18 protein-coding genes are annotated in these 13,560 nt (G+C 65.6%); all 18 read left to right on the forward strand.

From position 1 onward, the window contains the following. Positions 1–229, forward strand: a 229-nt coding sequence (locus ABCN01_RS08560; RefSeq protein ID WP_342996968.1) for a hypothetical protein, incomplete at its 5' end; no start/stop codon positions are given. After that, on the forward strand, positions 219–416 hold the full coding sequence (locus tag ABCN01_RS08565) for a hypothetical protein (RefSeq protein WP_342996969.1): 198 nt from the start codon (positions 219–221) through the stop codon (positions 414–416). The genes ABCN01_RS08560 and ABCN01_RS08565, both read left to right, overlap by 11 nt. A gap of 139 nt (positions 417–555) precedes the next feature. After that, a complete protein-coding gene (locus tag ABCN01_RS08570) occupies positions 556–777 on the forward strand; it encodes a hypothetical protein (protein WP_342996970.1) in 222 nt (73 codons plus the stop codon). Then, complete coding sequence (locus tag ABCN01_RS08575; protein WP_342996971.1) at positions 777–1,250, forward strand: HK97-gp10 family putative phage morphogenesis protein; 474 nt, start codon at positions 777–779, stop codon at positions 1,248–1,250. Before ABCN01_RS08570 ends, ABCN01_RS08575 begins: the two co-directional genes overlap by 1 nt. A gap of 107 nt (positions 1,251–1,357) precedes the next feature. After that, on the forward strand, positions 1,358–1,918 hold the full coding sequence (locus tag ABCN01_RS08580; RefSeq protein WP_342996972.1) for a phage scaffolding protein: 561 nt from the start codon (positions 1,358–1,360) through the stop codon (positions 1,916–1,918). A gap of 3 nt (positions 1,919–1,921) precedes the next feature. Next, a complete protein-coding gene (locus ABCN01_RS08585) occupies positions 1,922–2,911 on the forward strand; it encodes a major capsid protein (RefSeq protein ID WP_342996973.1) in 990 nt (329 codons plus the stop codon). Between the two features lie 3 nt (positions 2,912–2,914). Continuing rightward, positions 2,915–3,334 carry a hypothetical protein gene (locus tag ABCN01_RS08590; RefSeq protein WP_342996974.1) on the forward strand — a complete coding sequence of 140 codons (420 nt, stop codon included), beginning with the start codon at positions 2,915–2,917 and terminating at the stop codon, positions 3,332–3,334. Further along, complete coding sequence (locus ABCN01_RS08595) at positions 3,319–3,684, forward strand: phage head completion protein (RefSeq protein WP_342996975.1); 366 nt, start codon at positions 3,319–3,321, stop codon at positions 3,682–3,684. Before ABCN01_RS08590 ends, ABCN01_RS08595 begins: the two co-directional genes overlap by 16 nt. Continuing rightward, entirely contained in the window at positions 3,674–4,045 is a 372-nt protein-coding gene (locus ABCN01_RS08600) for a hypothetical protein (RefSeq protein WP_342996976.1), read from the forward strand. Before ABCN01_RS08595 ends, ABCN01_RS08600 begins: the two co-directional genes overlap by 11 nt. A gap of 8 nt (positions 4,046–4,053) precedes the next feature. Then, the gene (locus tag ABCN01_RS08605) at positions 4,054–4,647 is read left to right on the forward strand and encodes a hypothetical protein (RefSeq protein ID WP_342996977.1); all 594 of its coding nucleotides are present in this window, start codon (positions 4,054–4,056) and stop codon (positions 4,645–4,647) included. Next, positions 4,647–5,048 carry a hypothetical protein gene (locus ABCN01_RS08610; protein ID WP_342996978.1) on the forward strand — a complete coding sequence of 134 codons (402 nt, stop codon included), beginning with the start codon at positions 4,647–4,649 and terminating at the stop codon, positions 5,046–5,048. The genes ABCN01_RS08605 and ABCN01_RS08610 overlap by 1 nt, the downstream gene beginning before the upstream one ends. A 32-nt stretch (positions 5,049–5,080) precedes the next feature. Continuing rightward, positions 5,081–5,332: a hypothetical protein gene (locus ABCN01_RS08615; RefSeq protein WP_342996979.1), complete on the forward strand. Its 252-nt coding sequence runs from the start codon at positions 5,081–5,083 to the stop codon at positions 5,330–5,332. Further along, positions 5,333–7,579, forward strand: a complete 2,247-nt coding sequence (locus ABCN01_RS08620; RefSeq protein ID WP_342996980.1) for a phage tail protein — start codon at positions 5,333–5,335, stop codon at positions 7,577–7,579. It begins immediately after the preceding gene. Beyond that, positions 7,576–8,295 (forward strand): distal tail protein Dit, encoded by a 720-nt coding sequence (locus ABCN01_RS08625; RefSeq protein ID WP_342996981.1) that lies wholly within the window; start codon positions 7,576–7,578, stop codon positions 8,293–8,295. The genes ABCN01_RS08620 and ABCN01_RS08625 overlap by 4 nt, the downstream gene beginning before the upstream one ends. Continuing rightward, complete coding sequence (locus tag ABCN01_RS08630) at positions 8,295–11,123, forward strand: phage tail spike protein (RefSeq protein ID WP_342996982.1); 2,829 nt, start codon at positions 8,295–8,297, stop codon at positions 11,121–11,123. Before ABCN01_RS08625 ends, ABCN01_RS08630 begins: the two co-directional genes overlap by 1 nt. 12 nt (positions 11,124–11,135) lie before the next feature. After that, entirely contained in the window at positions 11,136–11,522 is a 387-nt protein-coding gene (locus ABCN01_RS08635) for a hypothetical protein (protein WP_342996983.1), read from the forward strand. After that, complete coding sequence (locus tag ABCN01_RS08640; RefSeq protein ID WP_342996984.1) at positions 11,519–12,295, forward strand: BppU family phage baseplate upper protein; 777 nt, start codon at positions 11,519–11,521, stop codon at positions 12,293–12,295. Before ABCN01_RS08635 ends, ABCN01_RS08640 begins: the two co-directional genes overlap by 4 nt. Before the next feature lie 15 nt (positions 12,296–12,310). Beyond that, the gene (locus ABCN01_RS08645) at positions 12,311–12,730 is read left to right on the forward strand and encodes a hypothetical protein (RefSeq protein WP_343014256.1); all 420 of its coding nucleotides are present in this window, start codon (positions 12,311–12,313) and stop codon (positions 12,728–12,730) included. Positions 12,731–13,560: the final 830 nt, after the last annotated feature.

A 13,560-nucleotide genomic window follows, 5' to 3' on the forward strand; every position in this document is an offset into this window, starting at 1 on the left:
CGGATTCGCGCCTCAGGACTCAGCGCAACGCGTTGCGCTGAGTCCTGAGGCTGTTGCAATGAAAATGAGAATCAAGGTAATGAGGCTTCTTCGCGAGCGTGATGCGCAGAACTACCTGCTAGGCGTAGCGAAAAGATATAATATCCCTGAGCAAGAGACCGAACAGACCCGTTCCGCGCTCGCCGATTACATGAGGGGCTTGAAGGAGGCCGGATACGATGAAGATTGATGAGTGCACGGAAATCTCCCACATGACGCTCCTGGCGCTTTCATCCGAGCTCCCGCGCTCAAACTGGCGCAGGGTCCTAATCGATGGGAAGGCTTACGACCCCATTCCCGTCATGGATATGGGCGAGCGGTACGTCGCCGTTGAGGGGCATCACGACCTCACCGGCAAGGAGATCCGCTTTGAGTAGCGACGCGCGGTTTACGGCGCTGCTTCTCGCTGCCAACATCTGAATAGGCTTGAACCGAAGCAAAAGGCCCCGCCCCGGCGGGGCCTTTTCCATGCCGCGTGACCGCGGCGGGAACATCCTCCCGAGCGAGGGAGGACCCATGAACCCCATAACCGAATGCAAGCGATGCTCCGACTGCGCCATCAGGCTCGGCTTCGGCTTCACCCAGCCCGACGTGCTGATATGCACCGTGCGAGGCGACGAGGTGGGGCCGGGCGACGGCTGCACCATGGGCAGCCCCGGCGAGCCCGTGCAGGCTGTCGAGGCGTGCGAGGTGGACGTGTCCGGCCGCGTCGGCTACGGCACGGAGGTGCTGGACTGATGGCCGCGCCGCGAAAGGTCGGCAAGGAGAAGTGGAGCGCCAAGAACGACACGTGGACCGACCGAAACGGCAACGTCACGGAGGGAATGAGCGCCAAGGGCTTCACGCGCGGCAGCGCCAAGGGCCTGCTCGCCTCCGACATCTCCGGCCTCGTCGAGGTGCGCGAGGACAACCGCGAGGCCATCGCCAACGCCATCGACCGGGCGCTCGTCGCCGCGCTGGAGGAGGTCGGCCTCGTCGCCGAGGGCTACGCCAAGCGCGCCTGCCCGGTCGACACGGGCCGCCTGCGCAACTCCATCACCCACATCGTCGACGAGGGCACCCGGCACGTCATCATCGGCACGAACGTCGAGTACGCCGCCTACGTCGAGCTAGGGACGAGGCACCAGAAGCCGCAGCCCTACCTCAAGCCGGCCGCAAACGACCACTACTCCACGTACAAGGGAATCTTCCTCAAGCACCTCCGCGGCTAGGGCCGCGTTACGCGCCACGGACGATGTCGCCGCGGCGACGGACTGCCGCACGGGGAGGCCGCGATGAAAAGCCGGCGCCCCGGTTCATCCGAGGAAAAGGAGAAAGCGTGGCACTGACGCGGAAGATGCTCGAGGCAATGGGCATCGAGAACGAGAAGATCGACCAGATCATCGAGATGCACGTCGAGAGCATCGACGGCCTGAAGGCCGAGCGCGACCGCTACAAGGCGGGCGCCGACGAGGCCGAGGGCCTGCGAAAGCAGCTCGATGAGGCCAAGAAGGCCGGCGAGGGCGCCGGCGAGTACGAGGAAAAGTACAAGGCCAAGTGCAAGGAGCTCGACGACTACAAGGCGAAGGTCGACGGCGAGGCGGCGGAGCGCGAGAAGCGCGGCCTGTACCGCGAGCTGCTGGCCGGCGCGGGCGTCGACCCCAAGCGCATCGACACCGTCCTCAAGGTGTCCGACCTGTCGGGCGTGACCGTCAAGGACGGCGCCATCGAGGGCGCCGACGACCTGACCGAGTCCATCAAGTCCGACTGGTCCGACTTCATCGCCGTCAAGACCACGCAGGGCGCGACCGTGCCCAACCCGCCCAAGAGCACCGGCGGCGCCGCAGCGCCCAAGAACCTGCGCGAGGCGCTCCACCAACGCTACGAGAACAAGGAGTAAACAATGCCTATCACCCTACAAGAGGCCAAGGTCGGCATGGCCGACCATGTCGACCAGTCCGTGATCGACACCTTCCAGCGCTCGTCCCTCCTTCTGGACAAGCTGACGTTCGACAACGCCATCTCGCCCGGCACCGGCGGCTCCACGCTGACCTACGGCTACACGCAGCTCAAGACCCCGGCGACCGCCGGCGTCCGCGCCATCAACGCCGAGTACACGGCGAACGAGGCCAAGCGCGAGAAGAAGACCGCCAGCGCCGTCATCATGGGCGGCTCCTTCCAGGTCGACCGCGTGCTGCAGAACACCTCCGGCGCCGTGGACGAGCTAGCCTTCCAGCTCGAGCAGAAGATCAAGGCCGTGGCCAACGAGTTCCACTACCTCGTCATCAACGGCAAGGCCGCCGGCGGTGCCGGCAAGCCCGACGGCACGTTCGACGGCCTCGCCAAGATGCTCTCCGGCACGTCCAACGAGATCGGCTCCGAGGTCGACGTGTCCACCGCCGACCTCATGACCAAGAACGCCCAGGCGTTCCTCGACGAGGTCGACTACCTGCTCTCGCAGGTCGACGGCCCCAACATGCTGATGATGAACGGCAAGATGCTGACGAAGTTCCGCGGTATCGCCCGCCGCGCCGGCTACTACGAGCGCACCAAGGACGACGCCGGCCGCGTCATCGAGACCTACAACGGCGTGCCCATCGTGAACCTCGGCAAGTACTTCAACGGCACAACCGCCGTCGATGCCGTCGCCGACACCGCCGCCACGGCCTCCGCGCTCGGCAAGTCCGACATCTACGCCGTTTCCCTGGGCCTCGACGGCTTCCACGGCATCTCGCCGACCGGCACCGGCGTGGTCCAGTCCTACATGCCCGACATGGCCCAGCCCGGCGCCGTCAAGACCGGCGAGGTCGAACTCGTGGCCGGCGTGGTCCTCAAGAACACGCTCAAGGCCGGCGTCCTCAAGGGCATCGGCACCGCCCCGAAGCTGGGCTAAGCCATGCTCGAGGAGCTGCTGCGCGCCCTGCGCAACTGGTTCGTCCGCGACAAGGCCACGGGGCACATCCGCGTCGAGGGCGGGGCGCTGGTCCCGCCCGAGGGCCTCGCGCTGGCGGACGGCCAGTACATCCGCGTGACCGGCTCCGTGTTCAACGACGGCCTGCACCGCTGGCCCTGCACGGACCTGCCCGACGAGGAGTTCGTCGGCACCGTGTGGGCGCTCGCCGTGCCGAAGGCCGTCCTCGACCTCGCGGACGAGATTGACGCGTGGTGCAAGGAGCATGCCGGGGAGCTGGACGGCCCGTACCAGTCCGAGAGCTTCGGCGGCTACAGCTACACCCGCGTGATGGGCGCCGACGGCCGACCGCTGACGTGGCGCGACCAGTTCAAGGCGCGCATGGACCCGTGGAGGAAGCTATGAGCCGCCTGTACGAGCGCATGCGCGTCCCGTGCGTGCGCATGGTCCGCAGGAGCGTGCCGGACGGCGAGGGCGGCTGGACGGAGACGTGGGCCACGGGCCGCGCCTTCTCCGCGACCGTCGTGCGTGACACGTCGTCCGAGGCCCGAATCGCCGAGGCGGCGGGCGTCGCCAACTCCTACACGGTGACGTGCTCCGAGGAGCTGTCCCACGGCGACGTGTTCAGGCGCGTGTCCGACGGGCAGGTATTCCGCGTGACGTCCAACGCCGACGACGGCCGCCCGCCAGCGTGCGCGGGCTTCTCGTTCACGCAGTGCACAGCCGAGGAGTGGAGGCTGCCGGATGCCGACTAGGACCGCGGCGCTCGCCGCATGGCTCGGTGGCTTCGGCATGCCCGCGCATTCCGCGCAGGCCGTGCCGGACGACGCCGAGCTCCCGTACATCACGTTCACGCCGGTATCCGGCGCGTGGGGCGACGGCGAGCAGGCCGTGACCGTCGAGGTCTGGCGCCGCACGGCATCCGAGGCCGAGGCCAACGCCGACGCCGAGGCCATCGGCCGCGCGCTGGGGCTGGGCGGCGTGATGCTGCCCTGCGACGGCGGGGGCCTGTGGGTCAAGCGCGGCTCGCCGTTCTGGCAGGCCGCCGACTCGGGCGAGCCGGGCGTAAAGCGCCGCTACATCAACCTCTCAATCGAGAACATCACGACCTTTTAGGGGGTCCCATGAAATACACCCAGATCCCGCAGGACACGTTCAAGAACATCCAGTTGAACGCCGGCGTCCTGCTCAAGGAGTTCGTCCCGGACACCGGCACGCTCAAGGCGACCGACATTCTCGGCGCGACGTCCGGCGGCGCCAACTTCACCGCCACGCCGAGCTTCATCGACTTCGGCGAGGACATCGACAACTGCCCGGCGAACATGATGGAGCTCAAGGTGCTCGACGGCTGGGAGGCCAAGATGTCCGGCACGTTCGTGACCGTGACCGCCGGCCTGGCCGTGAAGCTGACCGGCGCCGCCGACGAGTCCGGCGGCAAGATCACCCCGCGCAACGAGCTCAAGGCGTCCGACTTCGCCGACCTGTGGTGGGTCGGCGACTACAGCGCGGTCAACGAGGACGGCAGCGAGGGCGCGAGCGCCGGCTTCTGCGCCATCCGCCTGCTCAACTCCCTGAGCACCGGCGGCTTCCAGATTCAGTCCTCCAAGAAGGGCAAGGGCCAGTTCGCCTTCGAGTTCACCGGCCACTACTCGATGAAGAAACCCGAGACGGTGCCGTTCGAGATCTACATCAAGGAAGGAACGGAGGTGGCCGCGTAATGCGCATCGACGAGTTCACGGCCGACGAGTTCCTGACGTCGGCGCAGCTGCTGGCCGAGGTGGCCGAGGAGGCCATGGGCGGGAAGCTGGGCGAGGAGGTCAAGCGCGCCTTCGTCTCCTACCGCTCCGCGGCAAAGGCCGCCAAGGCCGAGGCCGGCGGCGACGAGGCCGAGGCGAAGGCCAAGGTCGAGATGGAGGCCGTCGACATGGTCGCGGGCCTGCTGCCCGTCCTGCTGCGCGAGGGCGGCGAGCTGTCGCTCAAGTTCCTCGCCGCGCTCGACGGCCAGACCCTCGAGGAGTACAAGGCGTGCTTCTCGATGGCGAAGTACGCCGCCGACATCAAGGCCGCGCTCGACGGCATCGACGCCGTCAAGGAGATCGCCGCGCCTTTTTTTCACTAGCCGCCGACGACCCGGAGCTGCTCTGGCTCTGCATGGGCGAGTACACCGGACCCCGGCGTGCTCGCCCTTTTGCTAGGTACCTGTCCGCGAGGCAGCGCAGGGAGGCGGAGGGGGCCGCGTACAGGGTCTACCTGACGGAGTCCATCCGCCTCGCCGTGCAGTCGCGCTACATCGCCACGCCCTACCTCGAGCTGGTGCGGGGCGCGGCGGAGCCGGCGGACACGCGGAGCGGCGACGAGATCGCGGCGGACGTAATCGGCAAGTTGGGATTGAAGGTGGTGTAGATGGACCTCCTCGATCTCTTGGTCAAGATCGGCGTCGACGACCAGGCATCCGCGAAGGTGGACGAGGTCGCTGGCGGCATCGGCAGCAAGCTCGGGGCTGCCGCCGGCAAGGCGGCATCGCTCGTCGCCGCAGGCGTGGCCGCCGTCGCCACGGGCACCGCGGCCGTGACCGGCATGAGTATGAAGGCCTACGCCGCATACGAGCAGAACGTCGGCGGCATCCAGAAGATTTTCGGCAACATGGGCAAGTCCCTCGAGGACTACGCCGCCATGACCGGGCAGAGCGTCAAGCAGTGCTCCGGCAAGTGGCAGCAGCTCGAGCAGGCGCAGACCACGGTGCTGAAGAACGCCGACCGCGCCTACATAACGGCCGGCCTGAGCGCCAACCGGTACATGGAGCAGGTGACAGGCTTCTCGGCCGCGCTCGTCTCCTCGCTGGGCGGCGACACGGTCAAGGCCGCGGAGTACGCCAACACGGCGATGGTCGACATGAGCGACAACGCCAACACGTTCGGCACCGACATGGAGGACCTCCAGAACGCCTACCAAGGTTTTGCCAAGCAGAACTACACGATGCTCGACAACCTCAAGCTTGGCTATGGCGGCACGCAGGAGGAGATGAAGCGCCTCATCTCGGACGCGCACGCCGTAAACGACGCCGTGGACGAGTCGAGCCTGTCCTTCGACAACATCGTGCTCGCCATCCACACGATGCAGGAGCAGATGCAGATAGCCGGAACGACCTCGCGCGAGGCCGCCTCGACCATCGAGGGCTCGTGCAACATGGCCAAGGCCGCCTGGGAGAACTGGTTGACGGAGCTCGGCAAGGACGACGCCGACATGGGGAAGCTGACCGGCGAGCTGGTCGACTCCGTGGCGACGGCCGCGTCCAACATCGTGCCCCGACTCGCCACAATCGTGTCCACGGCCGTCGAGCAGCTGCCCGGCGTCGTGACCAAGCTGGCGCCCGTGGTGGGCGAGGCGTTCGCGCAGATAGCCGACAGCGCCCTCACCGCGCTCTCGGGCGCGATGGACGGAATCGGCGAGGTCGGCGCGCAGGTCGGCCCGGTGCTCTACGACGGCATCGTGAGCGGGGCGGAGTGGCTGTCCACGTCGGCGGCCGACATCATGACCCAGCTCGGCGGCTACCTGTCCGAGAACCTGCCGACCCTCATGGAGCAGGGGCTCAACATCCTGACGGGCCTGAGCGAGTCGCTGGCCGAGAACGTCGGCGTCCTGGCCGAGGGGGCGGCAAACCTGATCGTGGGGCTGGCGCAGGGAATCGCCGACAGCCTGCCCACGCTCATCGAGCAGGCTCCGGTCATCGTGCAGAACCTCGCAAACGCGATCAACGACAACGCGCCCACCATCCTCGCGGCGGGAGTGCAGGCAATCGTGACGCTGGCCATGGGAATCGTGCAGGAGATACCGACGCTCATCGCCAACATCCCTGCCATCTTCCAGGCGTTCCTCGCCGTGTGGTCCGAGCTCGACTGGATTAGCCTCGGCCGCAACGCCATAACGGCGCTCGGCCAGGGCGTGGCGAACATGCTCGGCTTCATCGGCTCGTGCGGCACCAACGTGGTGTCCGCCATCCGCGGCGCGATACAGAACTTGCCGAACACCTTGGCCGGAATCGGCCGCAACGGCATAAGCTCCCTCGGCTCGGCCATCCGCGGCGCAATCGGCTACGTGACGTCGGCCGCGTCGAATATCGCTAGCTCTTTGGTGAGTTCGCTGAACTCCATCCCGGGCCGCGTGGTGTCCATCGGCCGCAACATCGTGCAGGGAATCGCCAACGGCATCGCCGGCGCGGCTGGCGTCGTGGTCAACAAGCTTACCGGCGTGGTGGGCGGCGCCATCGATGCGGCCAAGAACCTGCTCGGCATCCACTCGCCGTCGCGCGTGTTCCGAAAGATGTTCGGCTACGTCATGGAGGGCGCGGCCCTCGGTATCGACGACACGGCCGACATGCCCGTGCGCTCGATGAGGTCTGCCGTCTCCGCCGTCGAGGAGGCGGCGTCGTTCGACGCGACCGTGAGGGCGGAGGCGCCGGAGGACGACCCGGACGGCGACGGCGGCAAGGGCTCCCCGCGTTACGGCGGCCCGACCATGTCCCGCGTTGTGGAGCTCCTCGAGCGCATCGCCGACGGCGGCGACGTGTACATGGACGGCGACCGCGTCTCCGGCGCGCTCGCGGGCCGCTCGAGGACGACGATGCTCGGAAGGGGGTACGCGCTCGCATGATGATCGAGCAGGCTTTCAGCTTCGGCGGGACGGACCTTACGGACTACGTCTCCGTGTGGAACGTCGACCGCGCCGTGGGCGCGTCCCTCGACATCGACGAGACGGAGGTGCCCGGCATGGACGGGTGCCTCGTCTCCTCCTCCCGAATCGAGGCGTTCACCGTCAAGGTGCAATGCCTCATGCACGCCTCCGACCCCGCGGACGTCGAGGCCGACCGCCGCATCCTGGCGGCCGTCCTCGCCCCCGGGAAGTCCGGCCGCCTCGTGCTGCCGGAGTCCTGCGGTCTGTCGTTCGACGCCGTCTGCAAAGGCGGCGCCGAGCTGTCGCGCCTGCGGCAGCACCCCGGCGTCGACCTCGAGTTCCTCGTGACCGATCCCGTCGCATACGGCGCCCGCCGCACGGCCTCGGTGGCCGGCACCGGCACCGTGGGCAACGGCGGCACCGCCCCGACGCGCCCCGTCGTCACGTGCGTCCCGGCGACATCCCCGTGGCGCATCACGAACACGGCGACCGGCGAGTACGTGCAGGTCACCGGCACATTCAACGGAAAGAAACAGCTGAAGCTGGACATGGCGCTCGAGCGCGCCACCGTGGACGGCGCGGACGTGCCGGTGACGGTGGACTCGGACTTTTTCGCGCTGGCCGGCGGGGCCGCGACCGGCATCAAGGTCAGCTCCGGTACCGCCGCGCTCCAATGGGAAGAGAGGTGGTACTGATGCGCGTCGACGTGTACGACCGCCACGACGCCTACGTCGGGACCATCGGCCCCCGCCAGCTGCTCTCCATGGTGCACACCGACGAACTCAACGGCTCGGACGAGCTGGCGCTCAGGACGACCTTCCCGCTGCACGAGGGCTACCGCCTCGTGTGGGCCGACCGGCTCGGCACGGTGCACGAGCACGTCTGCCAGAAGCCCAAGGCCTCCCGGGAGACCGGCGGCGTGGTCTGGACCGATACGGCGCTCAACTCCATCTGCGAGCTCTTCGGCGACTTCATCTTCGATAAGAGGCCCTACGGCTACGGCTTCCTCCAGGCGCTCAACGTGTGCCTGGAGCCGACCCGCTGGAAGGCGGGAACGGTCGACCAGACCGGCACCGTGGACGCCGGCCTCACCTTCTACCACACCAGTTCCCGCGAGGCGCTTCAGGACATCCTCGAGTGCGGCGGCGAGCTGGAGACGCAGATCGTCACCGACGGCACGCGCGTGACGGACCGCCTCGTCGGCATCAGCGCCCACCGCGGCCGCTCCGGCGGGCACCGCCGCTTCAGCTACGGCAAGGACCTGACGTCCATCGACCGCACCGAGCACTGGGGCGCCATCACGGCGTGCTACGGCTTCGGAAAGGGCATCGAGACGGAGGGCGGCGGCCACGGCCGCAAGCTGACCTTCGGCGACATTAACGGCGGTAAGGACTACGTCGAGGACGCCGCCGCGCTCAAGCTCTACGGGCGCCCGGACGGAAAGGGCGGCATGGCCCACGTGTTCGGCACGTTCAGCGACCCCGACTGCGAGGACGTCGCCACGCTGCTCGCGGAGACTCGCGCCTACCTGGACGCCCACAAGGAGCCGGGCGTCACGTACAGTGCCGACGTCATCGACCTCGTGGCCATGGGCCGCGACTGGGAGGGTGTCGCCGTGGGCGACGACGTCCAGATCGTCGACACATGCTTCAGCCCGGCGCTGCGCTGCGGGGGCCGCGTGACCAAGCTCGTCACCGACGAGCTCGGGGGCGCCATGCGCGTGACGCTCGGCAACATAACCGAGACCATGACGGACATGTGGCTGTCGCAGCAGAAGCAGGTGTCCAGCCTGTCCAAGCGGTCGTCCAGCTGGGACGTGGCGGCTTCCACGCCGCCGTCGTACCTCCAGCAGGTCGTTGACGCGATGAACACACAGTTCAACATGTCCGGCAGCAGCTACACCTTCACCAGCTTCGAGCAGGGGACAATCTACGCATCCGTGCCCATGGACGCAAACGGCCGCTCGACCACGGGCAAGGGCAGCGCCATGCAGCTGTGCTCCCAGGGCTTCCGCATCGCCTCCGGCTGCAAGGCCGACGGCTCGTGGGACTGGCGCACCTTCGGCACCGGCGCGGGCTTCACCGCCGACCTCATCACGGTCGGCACGCTCATGGGCGACCTGATCAAGGCCGGCACCATTCAGGACAGGAGCGGCAAGAACTACTGGAACCTCGACGAGAGCGAGGTTCATCTAGGCCCCGGCGCCAAGCTCGACGGCAAGGACATCGCGACGACGAACGCCGTGGTCAAGTCGACCGTGAAACTCTACGCGAAGAATCAGTCCGACACAGTGCCGCCGCTGAACATGCAAAATCCTGAGCTGGGATGGTCGGAAGACATACCGCAATGGGCGAACGGATACTTTATCTGGTCGATGGAACGCGTAACCTACGGGGACGGCTCAGTGACCCACACGGCGCCGGTGCTGGAGGCCGCGTACAACAAGGCCTACCAGAGCGCGCACGACCTCACAGACTCGCTCGATGGCCTCGACACGACGGTGCAGGACCTCGCAAGGGACGGCGTCGTGACCGAGGCGGAGGCCGCGGCCGTGAAGAAGGCCAAGCAGGACGTGGACAAGGAGCGCGAGGAGCTCACGAGCCAGTACAACGCGCTGAAGTCGAACAAGGCCCTCAGCGCCCAGTTCCTCTCGTCCGTCCTCGGCCCGCGCTATGCCAAGGCCTTCGGCACGACCGACGAGGGCGGCACGTACGGCGCCTACGCCGACAAGGTCGATAAGGTGCTCCAGTGCAAGACCGCCGAGGAGCTCAAGGCCTCCATGTACGAGTACGACGCCGCATACGGAGCCTACTCGAGCGCGGTAAAGGACTACGCCGATGCCGCGACCGGGGCGCGCCACGCCATCGAGCAGAAGGACGCGGCGGACTATGCAGACGGAATCCTGAGCGCCTACGACGAGCAGATGGACCAGAAGGAGATGTTCGACCGCCTGACGAAAGGCGGCACCGAGCAGGGCATCTACATGCAGAACGACATGGTGTACATCAACGCCTCGTACATGGCCACCGGCACCATAGCCGACAAGCTAGGTCGAAACAGCTGGAACCTCACCACCGGTACGCTCAAGACAAACTACATGACCGCCAACAACATCACGGCAAACGGGACGTTCAAGTGCGGCTACACGAATTGGTACACCATGCTCACATCGGCGGGCGAGCTCGCCGGTTACCGCACCACCAATGGAAGCACCCCGACAAAAGTCGGATACATCGACTACACGGCGTCGATGCGCGACACGGACACGGGGGCCGTCTATTACGGAATCCAGATGCAGGCGCAGGGAAGTGTTCGCATATCATCTCCAATCATCTCCACCGCGGCGACGTCCGACCGCAACGTTACCACGACCTACGGACGAACCGGCTCCGTGTCTCAACCCTTGGTCTCAGAGGTGCACGACAATGGCGACGGCACGGTCGGATGGCATTACGGGACCTTCGTTATAAACACGATCAACGGTCTCTTCACATCGTATTCAACGGTCGGAACGACTGGATAGAGAGGAATGCAAATGGCATACATCGTCGACTACATGGCGCATGACCCTGTTGGCAACGTCGAGGGGCAGTTGACCTGCTACGACGCGGAAGCGCTTGCCGAGGCCGAGAAGAACGGCATGGTATTCATCGCCGTCATGAGCGATGGGACGCGCAAGGTGGTCAAGGCATCGGAGGTGTCGAAGCCGTCTTCGCAGGGCAAGGACTTCGTGTTCGTGCAGCCAACCTACGTCGACAAGCGCACCGCTGCCACGGTCGCGTGCTTCGACGCGCTCTCGGCCATCGTCGACCCTCAGCCGGCCACGGCCGACGAGACGGGGGAGGGAACAGAGGCCGTCGACCCGGTCGAGGCTTTCAAGGCCGCGCTCGCCGCGCTCAAGGCTCTGGAGGCCAAGGAATGATCAACCACGTTATAGCGCTCGATATGCGAAAGCGCCCGGGCACAGTCCCGCAGCGCGTCACCGTGCGCAGGGGCGAGATACAGACGCAGAAGATAACGGCGTCGCTCACCGTGGACGGCGCGACGTACACCCCGACGTGCCAGCTTGCGCGCCTGTGCGTGCTCCACGCCGACGGCACGTGGGCACGGAGCACGGCGACCGTGGGCAACGGCACGGTGAGCGTCACGCTTCCGCCGCAGGCGGTCAACGGGGCGGGGAAGTGCCGCCTCGCGTACTTCGAGTTCTGCTCCGGCGACAGCGCCTCCGAGACGACCGAGGACTTCGCGCTCGTCATCCTCGGCAGCGTCGACGGCAGCGGCGGCCAGTCCGAGGACTACGACAACGAGCTCGACGCGCTCAAGCGCGAGTGGGCCTCGCTCAATGCCGCCGTGACCTCGGCGACGAAGAGGGCCGAGTCGGCGGCATCGTCCGCCGAGGGCAACGCCGACGCGGCTAACAAGGCGGCAAGCGCAGCCACCGCCGCAGCCAAGCAGGCGAACGCCGCGGCATCCGCGACCAAGCCCTACTACATGCAGGCCGCGGAGCCCGCCCGCGACAAGCGCGTGGACGGGATGCTGTGGCTCAAGACCAACGAATCGACCCACAAGATCGCGTCGTTCAACCGCTGGGACGCGGGCCTACCCGGCACGGCGCTGTGGCCCGGTGCCACGACATTCCCATCCGATAGCACGTACCCCGATGAAAAGGGCGCTTGGACCGCCTTCGGCATCTAAAGAAAGGACAACATCATGGCAAACCTCGTAACCTTCGCCAAGAAGCTCTGGAAGGACGCGACCTCGGGCGGCACCCCCATCACCGCCGCCGAGCTGAACCGCATGGAGGGTGGTATTAACGACTGTGCCAACCAAATTAACAAGCTCGGGGATTCCGTATCCCAGCTGTTAGTAAGCAAAGATGTTCGCGAGCTGGACGGTAATGACTTTAACGCCATCGGTACGTGTTTTCAGGCAATTTACCAACGGAACGGCTGGAAAGCAGAGCAACATGGGCCGATTGGCACGAGTAGCTACGGTTTTCTTTTCTCGGCACAGGGCGGCAATTCCGACATTCAGATATTCGTCGACAACGCAGGGAATATCGCCTTTCGCGTACGCTTCTCAGGAAATGTCGACTGGCCAAATTGGGCAATTGTCGGCGCAAGCAAGTAGACATTAACGGCGGTCAGCCCATACAGTAGACATACGCGACAAACGTCGTTCCCACCGTGCACGACACCGTGATATTGCTCCCGTCCCTTGTCACGGAGTAATTCTTCGGCAGAGCCGTGGTGGACACTCCGTCTCCCAACCGCCAGACGAAAAATGGAGTCAGCTGCTCGTCGGAATTGGCGGACAACACTAACGCGAAATGCGAGTTTGTTTTAAGCTCCACGGTTATGGACTTGCCCCACAAGACCATCGGGGATACGGAAAACTAAGCAAACGAGATGGTCGGCTCTCCAGCAGAAATAACGATAACTTTGTTCCAATCGGTCGAATTGATGGTAAGGGTTGCCCCATCGTCGCTCCATGACGGCTCGTTGTTGTTCCCTGCGAGCAATATCGCGGATTTCGATATTCCCGAGACGAAATACAGGCACGCCTTGCCCTTGCCGTTGCAGTCCATCATGACTAGCGCGACCGCTCGGTTGGCAGAGCTGAACGCGATGCTGACCGTACCGCTATCTCTTGACATGTCATGGGAAAGCAGGGATACGGAAAACTATTTCAGGTTTGTAATCAAAAACTTGACGACATACGTATACCAGCCATCGCCTGGTACGGTGATCGTATCGCCGCTAAGTGAGACGTTGCCGTGCAGTGACTGCACATATGGCTTTCCTTCTAAGACACGAATCATCGCATCGGAAAACGCCGCCGTTTTGGCAAACGGGGCCGCGCCGATTATGTAGTAAATTCCATCGTCCCACCCAGATACGGTGAACGTGGCGTTGCTTGAGTCATTGGCTTTTGCAACGAATTCCCCCTGGCATACGGAA

The organism is Collinsella aerofaciens, from assembly GCF_039062365.1.
Taxonomy (GTDB): domain Bacteria; phylum Actinomycetota; class Coriobacteriia; order Coriobacteriales; family Coriobacteriaceae; genus Collinsella.

Excerpts from the sequence above, each read along its gene's own strand:
- ABCN01_RS08565 (WP_342996969.1), top strand. The coding sequence starts at position 219 with ATGAAGATTGATGAGTGCACGGAAATCTCCCACATGACGCTCCTGGCG.
- ABCN01_RS08570 (WP_342996970.1), top strand. The coding sequence starts at position 556 with ATGAACCCCATAACCGAATGCAAGCGATGCTCCGACTGCGCCATCAGG.
- ABCN01_RS08575 (WP_342996971.1), top strand. The coding sequence starts at position 777 with ATGGCCGCGCCGCGAAAGGTCGGCAAGGAGAAGTGGAGCGCCAAGAAC.
- ABCN01_RS08585 (WP_342996973.1), top strand. The coding sequence starts at position 1,922 with ATGCCTATCACCCTACAAGAGGCCAAGGTCGGCATGGCCGACCATGTC.
- ABCN01_RS08590 (WP_342996974.1), top strand. The coding sequence starts at position 2,915 with ATGCTCGAGGAGCTGCTGCGCGCCCTGCGCAACTGGTTCGTCCGCGAC.
- ABCN01_RS08600 (WP_342996976.1), top strand. The coding sequence starts at position 3,674 with ATGCCGACTAGGACCGCGGCGCTCGCCGCATGGCTCGGTGGCTTCGGC.
- ABCN01_RS08605 (WP_342996977.1), top strand. The coding sequence starts at position 4,054 with ATGAAATACACCCAGATCCCGCAGGACACGTTCAAGAACATCCAGTTG.
- ABCN01_RS08610 (WP_342996978.1), top strand. The coding sequence starts at position 4,647 with ATGCGCATCGACGAGTTCACGGCCGACGAGTTCCTGACGTCGGCGCAG.
- ABCN01_RS08615 (WP_342996979.1), top strand. The coding sequence starts at position 5,081 with ATGGGCGAGTACACCGGACCCCGGCGTGCTCGCCCTTTTGCTAGGTAC.
- ABCN01_RS08620 (WP_342996980.1), top strand. The coding sequence starts at position 5,333 with ATGGACCTCCTCGATCTCTTGGTCAAGATCGGCGTCGACGACCAGGCA.
- ABCN01_RS08625 (WP_342996981.1), top strand. The coding sequence starts at position 7,576 with ATGATGATCGAGCAGGCTTTCAGCTTCGGCGGGACGGACCTTACGGAC.
- ABCN01_RS08630 (WP_342996982.1), top strand. The coding sequence starts at position 8,295 with ATGCGCGTCGACGTGTACGACCGCCACGACGCCTACGTCGGGACCATC.
- ABCN01_RS08635 (WP_342996983.1), top strand. The coding sequence starts at position 11,136 with ATGGCATACATCGTCGACTACATGGCGCATGACCCTGTTGGCAACGTC.
- ABCN01_RS08640 (WP_342996984.1), top strand. The coding sequence starts at position 11,519 with ATGATCAACCACGTTATAGCGCTCGATATGCGAAAGCGCCCGGGCACA.
- ABCN01_RS08645 (WP_343014256.1), top strand. The coding sequence starts at position 12,311 with ATGGCAAACCTCGTAACCTTCGCCAAGAAGCTCTGGAAGGACGCGACC.